Source organism: Lactobacillus sp. UCMA15818 (genome assembly GCF_030400225.1).
GTDB lineage: Bacteria > Bacillota > Bacilli > Lactobacillales > Lactobacillaceae > Liquorilactobacillus.
This window is the reverse complement of record NZ_VJYB01000016.1, coordinates 16,667-35,497: the sequence shown is the minus strand read 5'-3', so window position 1 is coordinate 35,497 and position 18,831 is coordinate 16,667. Positions and strand designations below refer to the sequence as shown.

Annotated in this window: 18 protein-coding genes, 1 other RNA gene and 1 pseudogene; 2 read left to right on the top strand and 18 right to left on the bottom strand. The window is 35.5% G+C overall.

All coding sequences use genetic code 11. From position 1 onward, the window contains the following. Positions 1–247 precede the first annotated feature (247 nt). The 3 genes and pseudogenes from FFX44_RS11530 to FFX44_RS11520 form a co-directional block, all read right to left on the bottom strand. Positions 248–1,105, bottom strand: a complete 858-nt coding sequence (locus FFX44_RS11530) for a GRP family sugar transporter (RefSeq protein ID WP_289981109.1) — start codon at positions 1,103–1,105, stop codon at positions 248–250. Between the two features lie 344 nt (positions 1,106–1,449). Beyond that, positions 1,450–1,614, bottom strand: a pseudogene (locus tag FFX44_RS11525) (helix-turn-helix domain-containing protein); the annotation flags it as partial. Between the two features lie 114 nt (positions 1,615–1,728). After that, on the bottom strand, positions 1,729–2,916 hold the full coding sequence (locus FFX44_RS11520; protein WP_289981108.1) for a class I SAM-dependent rRNA methyltransferase: 1,188 nt from the start codon (positions 2,914–2,916) through the stop codon (positions 1,729–1,731). Positions 2,917–3,128: 212 nt separating this feature from the next. Between FFX44_RS11520 and FFX44_RS11515 the strand changes: the two genes are divergently transcribed. Continuing rightward, a complete protein-coding gene (locus FFX44_RS11515) occupies positions 3,129–5,297 on the top strand; it encodes an LTA synthase family protein (protein WP_289981106.1) in 2,169 nt (722 codons plus the stop codon). A gap of 312 nt (positions 5,298–5,609) precedes the next feature. On the opposite strand, the gene FFX44_RS11510 is transcribed toward FFX44_RS11515, so the two are convergent. The 9 genes from FFX44_RS11510 to FFX44_RS11470 form a co-directional block, all read right to left on the bottom strand. Further along, on the bottom strand, positions 5,610–7,061 hold the full coding sequence (locus tag FFX44_RS11510; RefSeq protein WP_289981105.1) for a HAMP domain-containing sensor histidine kinase: 1,452 nt from the start codon (positions 7,059–7,061) through the stop codon (positions 5,610–5,612). Continuing rightward, entirely contained in the window at positions 7,061–7,783 is a 723-nt protein-coding gene (locus FFX44_RS11505; RefSeq protein ID WP_289981104.1) for a response regulator transcription factor, read from the bottom strand. The genes FFX44_RS11510 and FFX44_RS11505 overlap by 1 nt, the downstream gene beginning before the upstream one ends. Before the next feature lie 185 nt (positions 7,784–7,968). Beyond that, positions 7,969–8,336: a transfer-messenger RNA gene (ssrA, locus tag FFX44_RS11500) on the bottom strand. A gap of 42 nt (positions 8,337–8,378) precedes the next feature. Further along, positions 8,379–9,719, bottom strand: a complete 1,341-nt coding sequence (locus FFX44_RS11495) for a L,D-transpeptidase (protein WP_289981103.1) — start codon at positions 9,717–9,719, stop codon at positions 8,379–8,381. 129 nt (positions 9,720–9,848) lie between these two features. Next, on the bottom strand, positions 9,849–10,334 hold the full coding sequence (locus FFX44_RS11490; RefSeq protein ID WP_289981101.1) for a universal stress protein: 486 nt from the start codon (positions 10,332–10,334) through the stop codon (positions 9,849–9,851). A 19-nt stretch (positions 10,335–10,353) separates the two neighbouring features. After that, positions 10,354–10,530, bottom strand: coding sequence for a hypothetical protein (locus tag FFX44_RS11485; RefSeq protein ID WP_289981100.1), 177 nt, complete (start codon positions 10,528–10,530; stop codon positions 10,354–10,356). Next, positions 10,520–11,197, bottom strand: coding sequence for an NAD(P)H-dependent oxidoreductase (locus FFX44_RS11480; RefSeq protein WP_289981099.1), 678 nt, complete (start codon positions 11,195–11,197; stop codon positions 10,520–10,522). Before FFX44_RS11480 ends, FFX44_RS11485 begins: the two co-directional genes overlap by 11 nt. A 15-nt stretch (positions 11,198–11,212) precedes the next feature. Then, a complete protein-coding gene (locus FFX44_RS11475) occupies positions 11,213–11,902 on the bottom strand; it encodes a ribonuclease H family protein (protein ID WP_289981112.1) in 690 nt (229 codons plus the stop codon). Between the two features lie 76 nt (positions 11,903–11,978). Then, positions 11,979–12,611, bottom strand: coding sequence for a hemolysin III family protein (locus FFX44_RS11470; RefSeq protein ID WP_289981097.1), 633 nt, complete (start codon positions 12,609–12,611; stop codon positions 11,979–11,981). Between the two features lie 147 nt (positions 12,612–12,758). On the opposite strand from FFX44_RS11470, the gene FFX44_RS11465 reads away from it, so the two are divergent. Then, positions 12,759–13,274, top strand: a complete 516-nt coding sequence (locus tag FFX44_RS11465; RefSeq protein ID WP_289981096.1) for a DUF1836 domain-containing protein — start codon at positions 12,759–12,761, stop codon at positions 13,272–13,274. 149 nt (positions 13,275–13,423) lie between these two features. On the opposite strand, the gene FFX44_RS11460 is transcribed toward FFX44_RS11465, so the two are convergent. The 6 genes from FFX44_RS11460 to pstB all read right to left on the bottom strand — a co-directional run bounded on the left by FFX44_RS11460 (position 13,424) and on the right by pstB (position 18,824). Next, a complete protein-coding gene (locus FFX44_RS11460; protein ID WP_289981095.1) occupies positions 13,424–14,287 on the bottom strand; it encodes a class II fructose-bisphosphate aldolase in 864 nt (287 codons plus the stop codon). 139 nt (positions 14,288–14,426) lie between these two features. Then, the gene (locus tag FFX44_RS11455) at positions 14,427–14,582 is read right to left on the bottom strand and encodes a FeoB-associated Cys-rich membrane protein (protein ID WP_289981094.1); all 156 of its coding nucleotides are present in this window, start codon (positions 14,580–14,582) and stop codon (positions 14,427–14,429) included. Continuing rightward, positions 14,579–16,705 carry a ferrous iron transport protein B gene (feoB, locus tag FFX44_RS11450; protein WP_289981092.1) on the bottom strand — a complete coding sequence of 709 codons (2,127 nt, stop codon included), beginning with the start codon at positions 16,703–16,705 and terminating at the stop codon, positions 14,579–14,581. Before feoB ends, FFX44_RS11455 begins: the two co-directional genes overlap by 4 nt. Continuing rightward, complete coding sequence (locus tag FFX44_RS11445; protein WP_289981090.1) at positions 16,702–17,178, bottom strand: ferrous iron transport protein A; 477 nt, start codon at positions 17,176–17,178, stop codon at positions 16,702–16,704. Before FFX44_RS11445 ends, feoB begins: the two co-directional genes overlap by 4 nt. A gap of 198 nt (positions 17,179–17,376) precedes the next feature. Beyond that, a complete protein-coding gene (gene phoU / locus FFX44_RS11440; protein WP_289981089.1) occupies positions 17,377–18,051 on the bottom strand; it encodes a phosphate signaling complex protein PhoU in 675 nt (224 codons plus the stop codon). Positions 18,052–18,068: 17 nt separating this feature from the next. Then, a complete protein-coding gene (pstB, locus tag FFX44_RS11435; RefSeq protein WP_289981087.1) occupies positions 18,069–18,824 on the bottom strand; it encodes a phosphate ABC transporter ATP-binding protein PstB in 756 nt (251 codons plus the stop codon). Positions 18,825–18,831: the final 7 nt, after the last annotated feature.

The window sequence follows — 18,831 nt, the reverse complement described above, 5'->3', positions numbered from 1 at the left end:
CTAAACTAAACTTTCAACGCAGATATCATTTCCTAAACACGGCCTCAAAGGGTCCTCAATCTTAAATCATATTTGTGCGTAGAAAGTAAAGGAAGTCATTTTAAAATACGAACTCGAAGTCCCAGGGGTTATAGTCGACCTTAGCTTCACTTTCAGTGTAAAACAAAAAGTTCTGATATTAACTGATTTTCACCAATTAATACCAGAACTAATCTTAGATTGTTTTAATTCACAAGATATCATATTATTAGATATTCGACAGCAAAATTCCACCAATAATTATTAAAATCGAACCAAAAGTAATAAATCTCAATTCTTTTGCAGTCTTTTTCTCACCTAACAGTAAAATGCTTCCAAATGTCGAAATTATTATTCCCATCTGCGAGAATGAATAACTGATTGCAAGTCCAATTATTGGAATTGCTAAAAACATAAAAAAGTTACCTGTTCCCCATACAAGACCTGTGATCACATTCTTATATGTTTCTTTCTGCAAGGCATCTTTGCCAAATGCGAAGAAGCTCGCACCAATCACCATTCCTAGGGATTGGGGTAAGACCATAGACTTGGTATCTACTCCAGTCCATTTAACAACTACAGCATACCCGACATACCCTAAGGTCGACAATGCCAGCGCTCTTATCCCAAGAGACCAATTATCTACTTTATTTTCTCCAATTTTTTTATTATCTTTCACTGAGGTCAATGTTGCCCCAACAATCAGAATGAACAAAGCCAATATCCCTAATGAAATCTGATGTGTGCTCGTCCACTCTCTGAATAAAACAACTCCAACAAGTGCATTGAAGAACAATTGCAAACCTGTAGAAAGCGGAACTGTATTAGAAATACCGATTGCTTTCATCGAATGAAATTGTTGATTCTGACCCAAGCTCCAAAAAAGGCCAGATATTATACCAACAATCCAAACTTCCAAAGTTGTATTTAAAACTATATGATGCCAAAAAACAATCGTCGTCAAGATACTAAAAAGCAAGGCACCCCAAGTCATCCCTAGAGTCTGCTGATTGGCACTTCCACCGAGCTTTCCACTTACTAACCCAATACTTCCCCACGCAATTGCGGGTATTAGGGCAATTAACATAATATCAAATCCTCATTTCTCTTTTTCTCTTTGCGGCATAATATTATATCAGTCTTTACCCACTTTTTACAAGTTTGTGACTTGCATCAGCACTAAAATACCGAGCTTCTAGGAACAAGCATAACTTATCTCATACATTTCAATATTCGACAGCGGTTTGCTCTATTTTACCAAGGTTTAACCCAAACCAAGTTTTAACATATTTTTACTTGCATTTACATCTCTATCTAGCTGTGTATGGCATTGCGGATAAGCTCAAATGGTTGGGAACCAAAAGCTTTTTATTTATTCCATGTAAACGTGCTCCATAAGTCAAAATTCTCCGTCTAACTTCGAATCACTCATAGCGAAGTACTCTCAGCTTGCTTTAACCATGAATATTCTGTTTTTAATTGCCTTAACAAGAAGTTCATTGCAAAACCATTTAAGAACCTAGAATCTCTATTGTTCTTATAGCGCTTGCGTTGCATATCCAACATCTGATTCCAAACAAATCTAGTTGCTCCAAAGTTCCAACATACTGAGAACCGATTAACAGAATACAATTTTGGGCGGTCAAAGCACTAATTCATCTTACGATTAAAATCATAGGTTTTCTTATTTACCGACCCTATAAAATAAATTTATTCACGGCCTTTAGACACATTCAAAACAATTGCCTTAAATGTATTTCCCTTTGCAAAAGACTTATTCACTGCAAAGTCCTCAGCTGCTCGGTAAGTTTCTTCAACTTCATAGTGAAAATCAGCGTCCACAAAAGCATCCATAACTACCTGTTTAAAGCGTTTCATTGAAATACTTGCTGAATTAGCAGTTAAAATCATTGTGCCATCATCCTTAACACTCTGCAATGCCATTTGAATTAAATCAAAATAATCTTTGTTTAAAGAAAAGGAATTTTTCTTTCCACGAACAAAGACAGGTGGGTCTAATACCACTACATCAAACATAATGTGATGCTTCTGTGCATAATCCAAATAACCCATGATATCCATTGCACGGATTTCCTGCTTTTGCGCAGCTATATTGTTTAGCTCAAAATTTTCTTTTGCCTTTGCAATGTTTTTTGAACTCAAATCAATGCTGACTGTCTTGAATGCACCACCAACTTTAGCTGCAACAGCAACAGCGCCGTTCTTGCTAAAGCAACTCAAAACAATCTTTTGAGAAGCATATTTTTCTTTTAGTCCAAGAAGTAAATCACGTTCTTCAAAGTTAAAGTCAAAATCCCCACTATTCAGATGAACGGCAAAACTTATTCCGTTTTGTTTAATCTCCAACGTATCAGCAGCTTTTTCACCCTGCACATGTCTTCTCTTCAAGCCATCGTTTTGAACATTAAATTGTAATTTCTCGTACACGCCCTTTGCATCATTAACTGCGATTCCAAAGGCCTCATAAAGCATCTCACGATGATAATAAAGTCCCTGATTCTCGAAAGTGAATACATAAAAGCCAGCAAAATAATCAATGTTCAAACCACCAACACCATCACCGCTTCCATTAAAGAAACGAAAAACATTAGTTTGTTCATCATAATAAAAGTTCGTACGTTTAACTTGTGCTACAGTAAAAAGCTTCCTATAAAAGTCAACGTTAATATACTGTTGTTCATCTAAAGAAAGAATCCAGCCATCTGAATTTCTTTGTTTTGCTACATATGCATATGCAACAAATATTTTGCCAATAACTAACTTGACTAAAGAACCATCTTCTTCATGTTCGTTCTTGACAAAGTCTCGCATACTTAATTGGGGAAAACCATCCTTGTACTTTCTTGCAGCTTCTTTTGTAATTTCAATTGTTTTCAAATAAAAATCTCCTATAATATATATTCACTGTTAATCATAACAGACTTTCTACAAAAAAACTCCGATTACTTTATTTTTATCAACTAATTAATTCAAATTGTTATTAGTTACTAAATCTTTTATAATAATTGTTGTCGTAAATTGACTTACTTTAATTTTTTGTTTTAGAATAAGTCATCAGTGAACTTTTCGGAAAGGACGGTTCTACTACCGTGTACTTATCAAAACTAAAAAAGGGATTAAGCACGCGTTTTGGCTTTTTTCTCTTATTAGTCTTTCTTTTTTGGCTAAAAACTATTGCTGTATATTTAATTGACTTTCGGCTCGGAGTTACTGGAATTTATCAATATGCAGTTCTTTTACTTAATCCTATAGCAACAACTGTCTTATTCTTCGGTTGTGCTCTATATATAAAACGCACGACTCCAGCCTATCTGGCACTTTTTTTAATATACATTGCAAATTCTGCATTGCTATTGTTTAATGTCATTTATTATCGTGAATTTACCGACTTTATGACCATTAACGTTATTTTTGGTTATTCTTCTGTCTCTGAAGGATTAACAACTAGCTCTTTTGCATTACTAAAGCCGCAAGATATTGTTGTTTTTATAGACATTATTTTATTAATTCTTGGCTTTGCTACTCGCTTTATTAAATTTGACCGCCATTCTATCCCCACAAAACAAGCGGCTGCGGTAACATCATTCGCACTTTTTTTTCTTGTTTTTAATATTACACTTGGAGAGATTGGCCGTCCTCAATTATTGACCAGAACTTTTGATCGTAATTATCTAGTCAAATATTTAGGAATCGATACCTTTACACTGTATGACGGTTTAAAAACTGCTAAGAATAACCAGGTCCGTAATGAGGCAACAAGTTCAGATCTGAATACCATCCTACAATTCACAAGAAAGCATTACGCGAAGGCAAATTCCAGTATGTTTGGCATTGCTAAAGGTCGCAATGTCATAGTTATTCATTTAGAAAGTTTTGAACAATTTCTAATTAATTTTCGTTTGAATGGCAAGGAAGTTACACCTTTTTTAAATAGTCTTTACAATAGTAATTCTACTTACAGCTTCTCTAATTTTTTTAATCAAGTTGGACAAGGAAAGACTTCTGATGCTGAAAATATGCTTGAAACTAGCACATATGGATTATCTCAAGGATCACTCTTCTCATCGCTTGGAACTGACAACACTTTTGAAGGAGCTCCTGCAATTTTGAATCAAAGAGCAGGGTATTCAAGTGCCGTCTTCCATGGAAATAAGGGTTCTTTCTGGAATCGAAATAGTGTATATAAGAATTTAGGATATCAAAATTTTTTTGATGCAAGTTACTTTAATACTAATGCGAATAATCTCACAGAATATGGTCTAAAAGATAAATTACTTTTCCACGATTCTGTTAAGTATTTGGAAAGACTGCAACAGCCTTTTTATGCCAAATTTATTACCGTTTCTAATCATTTCCCATATGAACTAGACAAGCAAAATACCAGTTTTAAAGCAGCTAATACGGGTGATACTTCTGTCGATAACTATTTTGTAACTGCTCATTATCTAGATCAATCTGTCAAAGAATTTTTTGACTATTTGAAAAAAAGTGGTTTATACAATAACTCAATGATTATCATATATGGTGACCACTACGGTATCTCTAACTCACGTAATCTAAAATTAGCATCTTTATTAGGCAAATCATCATCTACTTGGACTGACAATGATAATCTCCAAATGCAGCGTGTTCCATTTATGGTTCATATCCCCGGTGTACAAAGTGGTGGTGTACAAACACAATATGGTGGTGAAATAGATGTCTTACCAACATTGCTGCATTTACTTGGAATTAGTTCTAAGCGATATATCCAATTCGGGACCGACCTTTTTTCTAGTCAGCATGATCAGGTAGTTGCTTTCCGAAACGAAAATTTTACAACACCTAAATACTCTGTGATTAATGGTGATATATATGATAATAGTACTGGTCTTCAGATAACGCATCCTTCTGCAAGTCTTACTGCTAAGATCAAGAAGGAAAGTACCAAGGTTAATACTGAATTAACTATGTCAGATACCTTGAACAACAAAAACCTATTGCGCTTCTATGTCCCAAAGGGATTTACACCTGTTAATCCCAAAAACTATAACTACAAAAATGGCTTCGGTCAAATTTCTGAAATTCAAAAACTTCTTGGAAAAAAATCTACTAGTCTATGGAGTAAAAATGGTAATAAAACAACCGTCTCTGATTACGTCTCTGATGCTCCTGAACTTGAAACCACTGACAATAATGCAAAAAATGTCTCCAGCGCTGCAGCTTCATCTAAAAGCTCTTCGTCTACCAGCGAAAGTTCTAGTTCATCCGGTAATTAACAATAGAATTAAGGAATTATCAATTGTCATACAAGTCTCTAGAACTAAACAATATAAAATTTAGGCTTAACAAAAACCGCAAGAAGAAAATTAACACTTTTTCTTCTTGCGGTTTTTGTTAAAAATTCATGGTGCTAGATCAAAAAACAGATTTCGGTCTCTTCTCTTTTTGGCTCCAGATAAGCGTTGTTCATAAGCCAAAACCCTTCGTCTAACTTCAATTTCCTCTACAAAAGACAACCGGATATTCATAATTTCATGTTAGCGACAAAATCCTGCCATTCTATGCCACATCTCCACTCTCTATCAACCTCATCTTTTATCAGGAAATATCAAAGTAAATGTAGTTCCTGCTCCTATCTTGCTGGTCACTTCTACCTTGCCCTTATGCATCTCCATTAATTGCTGAACGATGGATAGACCTAAACCAGATTCACCATATTTAGTATTCTTACGTGAAGGATCTGCCTTATAATATCTTTCCCAAATATTTTTTAATTGTTCTTCCGACATTCCAATTCCATCATCAGAAATTCTAAAAATACTGCACCTATGTCCACGTTCAGCCGAAATAGTTATTGTTCCATTCTCAGTAAATTGGATTGCATTTTGCGTAATATTAAAAACTATCTGTACAAACCTATCATAATCTGCATAAACCTCTAATTTTTCTGGCCCAGTAACTTCAATTGTATCTCCTGAATTACCAGCCTTTTTACGCAGTTGTTCCTGTACATTCTTCATTACATCCATCCCGTTAAAGATTGATTGTCTCAAACCAATTTGACCACTCCTGATTTTCTCGTAGTCAAGATTTTCATTAACAAGTCTAATTAAGCGCTTAGTCTCATTGCGCATTAATTTAATACTCTTATCCTTATCTTCTTCCGGAATTGCATCATAGACAAGTCCCTCTAAAAGCCCATTAATGGTCGTCAATGGTGTCCTCATCTCATGAGCAGCATCTGCCATAAATTGTCGTCTTCTTTGTTCCTGCAGCCTGATTTCTTCATTGGATTTTTTCAGAGAAACCGTCATCTTATTGAAGTCCTTTGCCAAATCATCAAGCTCATCACGTTTGTTATCAATCACTTTGACATCAAAGTTACCATTTGCAACAGCTCTCGTTGCTTTTCGTAGTTTGCCAATTCGCTTGGTGATATAATGTGCCAGAAAATAACTAATGAGCATGCCTAAAAGCGCAGAAACAAGCAGTATATACAGAAGATTCTTTTGGATTTTTGTAAATGATTCTTGAATACTAGAAACCTTAGCACCCACCGAAATTACAGCCACAAGCTTACCAGAGCTATCAAAACACGGTGCCAAAATATCAGTCATTCTTTGTTGGTTTTGTACTTTTTGTTTATTAGGACCACGCCAACCTAAATCACTTTTTCTTCTAAGAATTTCACCCTTTTTCAGTTTCTTCCAATCTTTAGCTGAAATCACTGATTTGTATCCAGTTTTGGGATATAAAGTATTATTTCGACTAGTATAGATAGTAAAATGCACCTGCTGATTACTCAATAAAACTTCACTGGTTCTTAACTTATCAACATTTAGGGTTAAAACTTGTTTGCCATTACGATTTTGAATCATCATAGACTGATTCTTTAGGCTATAAGCATACCCTTCCAATTGCTGCCACGTATTTTCATAAATCACTTCACGCGTGATGTGGAAAAAAGAAAATCCCAAAATCAGTAAAAGGGTCATGATTAGTATGAAAAAGGCAAGCATTTGCTGATAAATTAACTTCATTATTCCTTCACCTCAAGGTCGTCAAATTTATATCCTACCCCCCAAACCGTTTGGATTACCTGCGGACCCACCTTCTCAATTTTTTGTCTTAACTTTTTGATATGAGCATCAACTGTTCGCTCATCTCCATAAAACTCGTAATGCCAAACCAACTGCAATAACTGATCCCTTGAAAAAACCTGTCGTGGCTTTTGTGAAAGTGTCTTTAGCAAATCAAATTCCTTAGGAGTAAGATCTTTAATCATATTATCGTAAAGATAGGCCTCTCTAGTCTTTGTACTTAATTTAAAATGATCCGTTACTACATCAAAGGAATCATTATCTTCTTGTTCAACAGAAACCGAATTATTAGCCAGTGCAGCTCTTCTATGCAATGCCTTGATTCTTGCAATCAATGTAATCGGACTAAATGGTTTAACAACATAATCATCTGCTCCCATCTCAAGCCCTAATACCTGATCACTCTCTGAATCACGTGCCGTCAAAATAATGATTGGCACCGTTGTTGAAATCGCCCTAATTTCATTGTTAACTTGGATTCCATCCATTCCTGGAAGATTCAAATCAAGGGTAATCATATCCCAACTTGTCGGACTCTCCTTAAATTTAGATAGTGCCTCGAGTCCATCATATGCATACTCAACATGCCAATTTTCTTTTTTAAAAAACATTGCCATCATTTCTGAAACAGATTTATTGTCTTCAATCATTAATAATTTCAAATTGTCCACCCATCCTTTTTTACATACTTCATACCCCGAAAAGTTAAAAATTGTTACTATCAAGTTATCCTATACTAAAAATGTTGCATTTGTTTGAAATTTCTTAAAAGAAATAAAAAAACCTAGATATTTTTACAACAAAAAAGGCTGTCGAATTTCTTTAATAATTCAACAACCCTCAATTCATATGGAGATGGCGGGGATCGAACCCGCGTCCAAGCATATCGTCACTTAAACATCTACGTTCATAGCCGTATCATTTAAATTTCATCATCAATCGCGCCATACGACAGGGCTAACATCAATGACTAATCTGATTAATCTCTTCTGTCAGCTTCAGATGGGAGCGTTCAGCGTTAGTCCACTTAATTTAGGACCTGTAACCGACACATGGACGATATCGGGCAGATCTACACTAGAGTGCGCTTAGGCAGCTAAAGCGTAAGAATTGTTATTATTTTTTGCAGTTATATTTAACTGAGCGTCTTTACGTCACGCAACTACGAAACGCAGTCCAAGCTCGACCTATACCTGTCGAATCCAAAACATCCCCATACTTAAAGAATAACACAGTATGCAAAATAACTAAAGTAAATTAGTAAACGACTACTGCTTCTTTTTGTGAAAGGCTATCATAGACACTCTTCATATTGGCACTTGGTGTATTAGCACACCCACCAGAACCGTTGGTCAGATATGCTGTACTTGACCAATCTGTTCTCCAGCTAGCATCATGGAAACCACATCCGGTGCTGGTAAACTGAGCCCAATAGTTAACTTTTACAGAATAATTTGCATTCCCAGATTCGCTACCTTCTAACGTAGCTGGAGACTGTTTATACATTATATACCAAACACCTGTTGGGGTATCTTCGTTTGTACTATGCTTTCCTGTTACAATATTAGTTGTATAAACTTCTTTACCATCTACATAAAACCAAGCTCTTTGATCTTGAATTGAGACTTCCGCATAGGTTGTTCCAATCCCATCATTTGTCAAATTATCATACCCAGTTCCATATGTCAGATAACCAACGCCATATATATCAGATGCCGCATCTACTTCACCTGAATTATTGATAAAAGCAGCACTGATTGTTTCATACGAATCACTGCTTTTTAGTGCCCAGCCGTAAGTTCCGCCAGGGACATCTACAGTATTTCCTGCGTGAGTTTTAAAAGATATTCCCTTTTGCAGTGTTGCTTGTTTATTGTTAATATTCTTAACTTCATTTAATATTCCATCTTGTGCAATTTGATATTTACCACCGATATAAGTCGCTTGATTAATTATATCTTTACCCGCTAGAGTATAACTTGTTTGTTGCACCTTGTACACAACTGTCCGCTTAGCTAATGCTACTAACTTAGTCCTTTGCTTTTTTACTTGGCTGCTTGAACTTGTTACCGGCTGGATAATGGACTTCTTTATATCCGTAGTAGGTTGATTTTTTTGTTTATCATATGCTGCTAAAATCTTAGCAACATCATATTGATTTCCTCTTTTGGAAGCAGTATATGTTATCTTACCGTACTGTAAAACTGCATGCGCATCAACTGCTGCAGTGAGCTTGCTGTTTTTATCATTTAACAGCTGCTTCAGTTTTTGTTTAATAACATTGTTTCTATAGCTGCTCACATTTGATGGTGTTATTTGATAACTTACTTTCTCCGTTTTCGGGAAAAAAGACCATTGTTTCTTAAGAATTTGTTTGATCTTGCTTAAATCTTTCTGGGTAAATCCAGAACTTGTTTTTTTACCTTTTAGAAACAATTTTCCATTCAAATAAACATTATTGTCTATTTTTTCAGACTTTAAATGGGCAAGTGCACTCTTCTCATTTAAACCGCCAACCGAAATACCATTTATTTGTACATTCTTATTAAAGTGCGTTGAACGGTAATACGTATAACCGCCAATGATTGCTGCAATCAAAAAGACTGCAACTCCTCCAACGGTCAACGCTGCTTTATGCTTAATTTTAACCACCTCATAATAATTAATTTAGTTTATAGGATAACACAAAAGAGCTACAGATATAACTCTTTTGTCTATTGAGATTAATTACTTACGTATTACTAAAACTGAACATGGTGAATTCTGTGCCAAATAACTGGCTTGAGAACCAATAAAGATTTTCTTACGGCTACTTACATGCTTTGTTTTTGAACCACAAATCAATACATCGGGTTTAAAAGTTGGTATTATGTCCGCAATAATCGTAGGAGCAGGTTTTCCTTCTGCTACAAAGCCTTCAATAGCTGCAACTCCATGTTCTTTTGCTATTTTGACGTAAACATTAACATCAGCAAGTAAAGTATCGCTGATTTCATTTCGCCTTTCTGGACTGAGTGCCTCAAAAACATTTAAATCCTCTAATTCAAGTATTGAGACGATTCCCAACTTTGCATGATTCCTAAATGCAAGTGTGACTGCAAATTGAAATGCGTTGATTGAAGAACTTGAATCATCTTGATCAATCGCCACCAAAATTCTTGCGAATGGCTTATCCTTCATTTCAAATTGTAGAGATTTTTCATCGACTGCCATACTACCGCTTCCTTCCAATCTACCATTTTTGTGAATCCCATAATCGTCCATCTAATTCATTTTCTGCCTGTTCAATTCTTTTTTCTTGTTCCTCACAAAGAACAGCTAAATACTCAAAAAAAGCTCGTCTCTTATAATTTTTTTCTTTTTTTGCTAACTCAGTTGCTTCAGCTGTCAACCATGCACTAGTATTCATTATCGTCAACTTCTTTCATCAAATCAACTTCTGCTTTCAATTCAGTTAGCATCTCCTTGTGTTCAACAAAATTAGCAAGTATTAGTTGTATTTCAGAATTATTTTCACCTACTGCTATTTCTTCTAAAGATCTAATTGCCCAAGCTTGCTTCTCTTCAAAATTTGCTGGTTGATTTAATTCAAGATACTGCAAGTAATCAACTACCAATCTTTTTTTGGCTGTCTCAGTTTGATATGCAAATTTTTCAATCACAAAATAAGGAATTAATTTCAATCCTAATCTATTTGCCAACGATCCTAAGGGACTAAGCAAACTTGAGAGCGAGTAACCTTCACTGCCGCCTAGCCGATATGCTTCTTCAGATTGACCAATGTTCACGACGATTCCAAGCTCCTTCCCCTTCAACCAGGTTGCATCATTTTGCCGTAATGTCACTCGCAGCCATTCAAACAATATTCCGGGTGCACTATACCACAGCAATGGAAACTGTAGAATAATTCGCTGATTTTTATGCAACAATTCTCTATTTCTAGCAGTCTCATCCAAAGTTGCTACATTCAACTCCAACCATGTGATATTTTGCTGTGCTGCTATCACTGCCTTTAAAAACTGCTGCGTACTAGAATCCTTAATCTCTGGATGTGCAACAATCACCAATGTTTTCAAGTCAGTTTACCTCCATTACATCTTGTCCATTGTCTTGTTCAACAGCTCATCAACAAATAAATTTCCTTTATTATTCAGATGTCCCTTAGTCCAATTGAAAGAAATCTTAGAAAACTTATTAAGTTGAATTGCTATTTTTTGCCAGAGTTCCTGATTAGCGACTTGAGTACCACTCGAAGTTTTCCAACCACGCTTCTCCCAATTGGTCAACCAATCTTTGTTGATTGCATCAAGAACATACCTTGAATCAAGAATCGCTAATATTTGGTTATTATTTAACTTTTTCTTCTCTAGCTCTTCTAATGCCTTCAACAGTGCCATAATTTCCATTCGATTATTTGTAGCACCATATTCACCAGCTGACTGAGAATATTTCTCATCATTATTAATGAATAAGAATGCCCATGCTGCTTTATCGTCTGCTCTTACATGCTGACCCTTCTTATTACCATTATTACGTGAGCCACCATCAGTCCATAAAATTATTTCTGCCTTATTCTCCAGACTCGCACCATTCTCTACTTGACTCGCTTTTTTTTGAGCAGGCTTTGGACCACCTGCTAACCAGCCCTTTGCTTCTTCCAAATCATTGAAGCCTTTGAATCTTGCTTGCTGATACCCCTTAACCTGAACCTGACATTCAGACCAAGTTCTATATATTCCAGGTTTTCTACCCCGAGACACTACATAATACTTAAACGCGATTTTACATCATCCTCACTTTGTAGCCAATTATAATACATTTTCCCTGTTTAAACTAATTCATGCGATTTTTATATCTTCATAGAAAGAGATAAATGGAAAAGAACATGGAGATTGAACCGAGCATCACAAAAATATGCCAGTAAACATGAACGTACTTCACACCTTTAATGCTATAAATAGCCGCTCCAAAAGTAAACATTAACCCGCCGATTACCAAAAGAATAAAACCAACTTTTCCAAGTGAGATGAACAAGCTTTTGGCCCCTAACAAACATAGCCAGCCCATCAATACATAGGTCAGAGTTTCAATCCATTGAAACTTGTTATTATGCACAAACAAATGAAATAAGATTCCAAGTATTGATAATATCCAAATAACACTCAACATCCACGCCCCTTGGGTACCCTTAATTGCCAATAAACAATACGGTGTATATGTTCCAGCAATTAGTATAAAGATACTGCAATGATCCATCGCTTGAAAGACAGTTCTCGCCTTTGTAAAATACAGCGAATGAAACAGTGTTGAAGCTGTATATAAAGTCATTAGCGCGATACCATATACTAAAAATGAAGTTAAAACTATTTCACTATGCTCCGTAACACCTTTGATTATTAACAAAACAAAGGCTGCTATGCTAAGTGTAATTCCTATTCCATGAGTGATACTACTCCAAATTTCGTTTAATAATCTTTCCTTTGTATTCATCTTTGTCGCTCCTTACATCAAGTAGTTGCATAATTAATATAACATAGATTTTCAGTCTAGGTAACATAAAAATTGAATTTTAATTTTAGATTTAGTCAATTACATGTGCTATACTTGAAATATCTGATAGGTGAAAGAGGTTTTTCAATGCATAATGAATTCGAAAAATGGCTGACTGCTTTTAGCAAGAAAAGATTACCGCTCTGGAATGAGTTCCCAGACTTTGACTTATATATGGACCAGCTTGTAAATTTAGGAAATCGCTATCTAGAAGATTTCATTGATACAAAAATAACCGCTTCTATGATTAATAGTTATGTCAAAAAGGAGTTAATGGAACGACCAAATAAAAAAAAGTATACAACTACAAATGTTGCTGAACTGGTTGTAATCAGTCTGTTAAAATCAATTTATCCACTCGAAACTATCCGAAGTGGCATAAAACAGTCTACTAAGGATGCTCCAATTGCAGACTCATATGATTATTTTGCAAACCTTTTCAATCGCACTCAATCTAGTTTTAGTCTCGAAAATTCCCCTCAAGTTGATTCATTTAATGAAAATATGATTCAATTAACTGAACAATTTGCAATTCATGCAGTTATCTATAAAATGATTGGTGAAAAACTTGTAAATTTACAAAGAACATCAAAAATTAAGTAAGCTTTTTCATAATCGTTGTTGCGTATTTTAAGTGTAACTTAATCTGGTTGATCATTACTATGTATTTAAACAAATATTTATAAATTTTTGAATTCCAATAATTTAGTAATAAAAAAACAACCTTCAAAGGTTGTTCTTTTATTACTAAATTATTTAACTTCTGGTGTACCAAACCAAGCAATACGTTCTTTAACAATATCTGTAATTGCTTGTGCACCAGGTGCAAGAAGTTTACGTGGATCGTAACCCTTACCTTGTTCGTCTTTGCCAGCTTCGATATACTTACGCGTTGCTGCAGCAAATGCTAACTGACATTCTGTATTAACATTAACCTTTGAAACACCTAATGCAATAGCCTTTTGGATTTGTTCCTTAGGAATTCCTGAACCACCATGCAATACAAGTGGTGTAGAAATTTCAGCTGCAAGTTCCTTCAAACGATCAAAGTGAAGTCCTGTCCAGTTTGCTGGGTATTTACCATGAATATTACCAATTCCACATGCTAAGTAGTCAACGCCTGTAGCAGCAATCTGCTTAGCTTCATCAACATCAGCTAATTCACCTTCACCGATGATGCCATCTTCTTCACCACCGATTGAACCAACTTCAGCTTCAACTGTGATATTTTTAGCATGTGCTAAAGCAACGATTTCCTTAGTTTTTTCCAAATTTTCTTCAAATGGAAGATCATGACCATCGAACATAACGGATGTATAACCGACTTCGATACATTCTTTAGCAGCTTCATAGTTACCGTGATCAAGATGCATTATAACAGGAACAGTAATTCCCATTGACTTAACAGTTTGTTGTACCAAGTTAAGACATAATTCATAACCACCCATGTACTTTGCAGCACCCATTGATGTTTGAATTAAGATTGGTGTGTTTGTTTCTTGCGCAGCAGCAAGAATTGCACGTGTCCATTCCAAGTTGTTTGTGTTAAATGCTCCGACTGCATAGTGACCTGAGCGAGCAGCGTCAAAGATTCCATTACCGTTTACGATTGACATAAAACAGCCTCCTAAATTATATTACTCTTTTGAGTACGTCTATATTCTAACACATTTTCATAACAATTCTAATTAATATTTGAAAGTTTTCACAAAAGACAGCTCTTTGCAAACTATTCTTTCATTAATTATAACTATCTCAATGATTTTTTCTTATCTTGTGCGTATCTACAAGCGGACAACCTACGTCTTCACAATCATGGCATCCGCTACTTCCTTTTTTCAAAAAACGTGAATATATCACATAAAAGAATGCTGAAAAAATTAATAATGCCAAAATAATCGTTGCAATCATACTATTGTGCTCCCTTTCATTTCATCCTGGATTTCAAATATTTGCTCTTCTTTGTCTTTTTTAATAACTAAACAGTATACAAAAATTGCAATAACAGCTAAAACTGCTGTGACAGCCTGCCAACTAATATTATTATTGACCAACTGATATGATTGGAAAATCAATAAAGCTGCTAAATATGCAACTGCAGTCTGATATCCCACAGCTTTCAGTGTCCATTTCACATCACCATACTCCTTATACATTGTACCAATTGCTGCAAAACATGGGGCACAAAGTAGATTAAATGTTAAAAACGAGTATCCTGCCATTGCTGAATAGGTACCTCTTAATGATTCCGTAAAAGCGGTCGCTGTCCCACTGCCAAATGCTATTCTAAGTGTGCCAACACAATTTTCTTTTGCAATTAATCCTGCCAAAACCGCAACAGTCGCACGCCAATCTCCAAAACCTAATGGAGCAAATATTGGTGATAAGATTGTCCCAAAAGTTTTTAACATGCTCTCTGACTGGGAAACGGCCTGTAATTTAAAGTTAAAATTCGAAAGAAACCATATCAAGACACATGAAGCAAAAATAATTGTTCCTGCTTTTTTGATAAACCCATTTGCCCTATTAATTACCTGATTTAGAACATTAGCAGCCCTAGGAAAGTGATAAGCTGGTAATTCCATCACAAATGGCAGCGGCGGTCCAGAGAATAACTTAGTCTTTTTCAAAAAGATCCCTGAACCAATAACCGCGAGCATCCCCATAAAATATGCAGAAGGTGCAATCCAACTTTCATTTGGGAAAAAGGTTCCTGAAATAAGCGCAATCACGGTCAATTTAGCTGAACAAGGCATAAAGGTCGTAAGCATAATTGTCATTTTACGGTCTTTCTCATTTTCAATCGTTCGCGTTGCCATTATTCCTGGAACACCACATCCCGTAGAGATTAACATTGGAATAAATGATTTCCCAGATAAATTGAATTTATGAAAAATTCGATCCATCACAAATGCAATTCTTGCCATATACCCGCAATCTTCTAAAATACCCAGACACAAAAACAACATCATTATCTGCGGAACAAAGCCCAGAATTGAACCCATACCATTGATTATTCCATCTATGATGAGTCCTTGCATCCAACCTGCCACCTGCAAACTCTTTAAAATAGATGTTGTATAATTAGGAATCCATTGACCAAAGAGTACATCATTGACCCAATCCGACCCCATAGTGCCAATTGTCTGAATAGATAAATAATAAATTAACCACATTACCATTACAAAGATGGGTAAGGCCAAGAACCGGTTGGTTAAAACTATATCCAATTTATCACTCAGACTTGCTTTGAAATCATCTGTAGAAATTACTGACATTTCAATTATTTTTGAAATAAAATCATAGCGAGCATTTACAATGATACTATCGCTGTTTTCGCCAAATATTTCTTCAGCTGTTGCTATTACTGCTGCAATTTCATTTTTCTTTTTTTCACTAAGCTGAAGTTCATCACTGATTTGATCATCACACTCAAATAATTTGATTGCATACCAGCGCAAACTGTCTGCTGCAACAACTCCTTTAATCGTATCTTGAATCATGCTCAAGGCACTCTCAAGCCTTTCATCATATTCCGGATATGTATACTCCACTTGATTACTTACAATTTCTTTTTCTAATTTCTGAATATTTTTCTTTTTTAGTGCACTTATCCACACTACTTTCAGTGATAACAAATAAGAAAGCTTGTTGATGTTTATCTTCTTGCCTGACTTTTCAGCAACATCCATCATATTCATTGCTAGTACTAATGGTGCTCCCGTCTCCATTAACTGCAATGTTAAATATAGATTTCTTTCAAGATTAGTCGAATCAACTACATCAACAACTAAATCTGGCTGTTGGCTTATTATAAAATTTCGCGTGACCCTTTCTTCAATACTATATGGTGACAAGGAGTATGTGCCTGGTAAATCTTGAATGATAATACTGTTATTCGTTTTTAATTTACCTGCTTTTTTCTCCACTGTCACACCAGGCCAATTACCAATCGTCTGGCTTGAACCTGTAAGCAAATTAAAAAGGGTAGTTTTTCCACTGTTGGGATTTCCTACTAAGGCAATACTTTTCATTCCTCAACACTCCTAACAACCACATAATCAGCCTCTTCTTTACGCAAGCTCAACTTATACCCCCGCAGTTCTATCTCTATTGGATCACCCAATGGAGCGATTTGGCATACTTTAATCAAGGTATGGCCCGTTAAACCCATATCAAGTAATCTTTTTCTTAAAGGCCGAGAACCATTAATCTTAATAGCAATCCCTTGATCCCCAACATTCAAATGAGACAACCTTTTCAAAGCATCATCTCTTTGCTCATCAGCACTGATTACAAGTAAATTGCTCGCAATTGAAGCATTTATTGCTAATCTTTGTCCTTTTATGACAATTACTTTACCTGTATCACTAGTTCCACTCAACAAAGTAATTGTTGCATTATTCACAATTCCAATTTCATTGAGCCGCCTTACCAATTTTTTGTTACCTAGTATTTCTGCAATAACATAGTTGCCTTTTTTATTAATTTCAGCTAGTGCCTTCACCGATTACTTCACCTCTAAATGAGAACTATTTTCATTTATGTAAAAATAGCACAAATTTTTTCCTAGTACAATCTTTTTTTGCAAAAAAAAAGACTACCAAAACTATATGTCTTGTGTAGTCTCTATGAAATCTTCAGTAAGACCCAAAGAAATAGGCTTTGCCAGATAAAAAATTATTCGTTTTGCCCAACCAATTAATTACTTCTTTGTGGCTTCTGTAGGCCCAAGTTCAACAATTCTTCCAGTATTTGTATATACAATCCATTCTGAAACATTGGTCACATAATCACCCATTCTCTCAAAATGAGTAGCAATAACCATATATTCTGAACCAACGCTAACAAAATCAGAATCAGTCTGCATTGCATTAAGCGCTTTTTCTCTAACTTGTCTCAAATAATTATCATTTACTTCGTCATCATCAGCAAGACTCCGAGCTTTTTCCTCATCACTGTGAACATAAGCATCAATTACATCCAACAACATCTTATGCACATGTTTGCTCATCTCTACTAAAAGGCCTTCAATCTCCTGGTTCCGATTATTTACATCAATTCGGTCAGTGGAATGAACAACGCTTACTGCATGGTCACCAATTCTTTCTAAATCTGAACTTGCTTTCAATATCGTAATCAACACTCTTAAATCACTAGCAACCGGCTGCTGTAACGCAATAACTTGAGCTGTCTTTCTTTCAAGGTAGATTTCACTCTCATTTATTGCAAGATCATTTTCCAAAATTTCTTTGGCAAGTTTTTCATCATGATTTTCAAAAACCTTTGTTGCATTTTCAAGTGACTTTGCGACATCAAAACCCATCTTAGCAAAATCTTGATGGAGATTTTCAATTTGTTTCTCTAAAATTTTCCTCATCTTAATTCCCCCTTTGCCTATCCAAACCGTCCGCTAATGTAATCATCCGTTTCTTGTCTCTTTGGGTTAAGAAATACGCCCTTCGTCTTTCCTTCTTCAATTAATTCTCCATTTAAAAAGAAAGCGGTTCTGTCAGAAATTCTTGAAGCCTGTTGTAAATTATGTGTCACTATAATAATAGTATAATTATCTCTAATTGTTAAAAGCATGTCTTCAATTAAGCCACTTGATACCGGATCAAGCGCCGAAGTTGGTTCGTCCAGCAAAATAACATCTGGTTGAACGGCCAGCACTCTGGCGATACAAACACGCTGCTGCTGCCCACCTGAAAGTGAAAGTGCACTTTTATGCAGTTCATCTTTAACTTCATCCCAAACAGCTGCTTGCTTTAAACTTTGTTCAACACGTTCATCCAGTAATTGTTTGTCTTTAATACCAGCAATTCGCAATCCATAGGTGACATTTTCATAAATCGAGAAAGGAAAGGGGTTAGGTTGCTGAAAAACCATGCCCACCCTTTTTCGAAGATCAACCGTATCCATCTTAGGACTATAAATATCTTGCCCATTAATCATGATACTCCCTGTCATAGTAACAGAAGAAATCAAATCATTCATTCGATTAAGTGTCCTCAAGTAGGTTGATTTACCACAACCAGAAGGCCCAATCAATGCATTGATTCCCTTGGCTGGAAAAGATAAATTAATCCCCTTTAAAGCTTCTTTTTTCCCATAGTACAGGTGTATATCCTTTGTAGTAATAAATTCTTCCATATTAGTG

Coding starts and splice junctions, on each gene's coding strand:
- phoU (WP_289981089.1), bottom strand. CDS start 18,051: ATGAGGAAAATTTTAGAGAAACAAATTGAAAATCTCCATCAAGATTTT.
- FFX44_RS11465 (WP_289981096.1), top strand. CDS start 12,759: ATGCATAATGAATTCGAAAAATGGCTGACTGCTTTTAGCAAGAAAAGA.
- feoB (WP_289981092.1), bottom strand. CDS start 16,705: ATGAAAAGTATTGCCTTAGTAGGAAATCCCAACAGTGGAAAAACTACC.
- pstB (WP_289981087.1), bottom strand. CDS start 18,824: ATGGAAGAATTTATTACTACAAAGGATATACACCTGTACTATGGGAAA.
- FFX44_RS11470 (WP_289981097.1), bottom strand. CDS start 12,611: ATGAATACAAAGGAAAGATTATTAAACGAAATTTGGAGTAGTATCACT.
- FFX44_RS11490 (WP_289981101.1), bottom strand. CDS start 10,334: ATGGCAGTCGATGAAAAATCTCTACAATTTGAAATGAAGGATAAGCCA.
- FFX44_RS11510 (WP_289981105.1), bottom strand. CDS start 7,061: ATGAAGTTAATTTATCAGCAAATGCTTGCCTTTTTCATACTAATCATG.
- FFX44_RS11455 (WP_289981094.1), bottom strand. CDS start 14,582: ATGATTGCAACGATTATTTTGGCATTATTAATTTTTTCAGCATTCTTT.
- FFX44_RS11530 (WP_289981109.1), bottom strand. CDS start 1,105: ATGTTAATTGCCCTAATACCCGCAATTGCGTGGGGAAGTATTGGGTTA.
- FFX44_RS11485 (WP_289981100.1), bottom strand. CDS start 10,530: ATGAATACTAGTGCATGGTTGACAGCTGAAGCAACTGAGTTAGCAAAA.
- FFX44_RS11460 (WP_289981095.1), bottom strand. CDS start 14,287: ATGTCAATCGTAAACGGTAATGGAATCTTTGACGCTGCTCGCTCAGGT.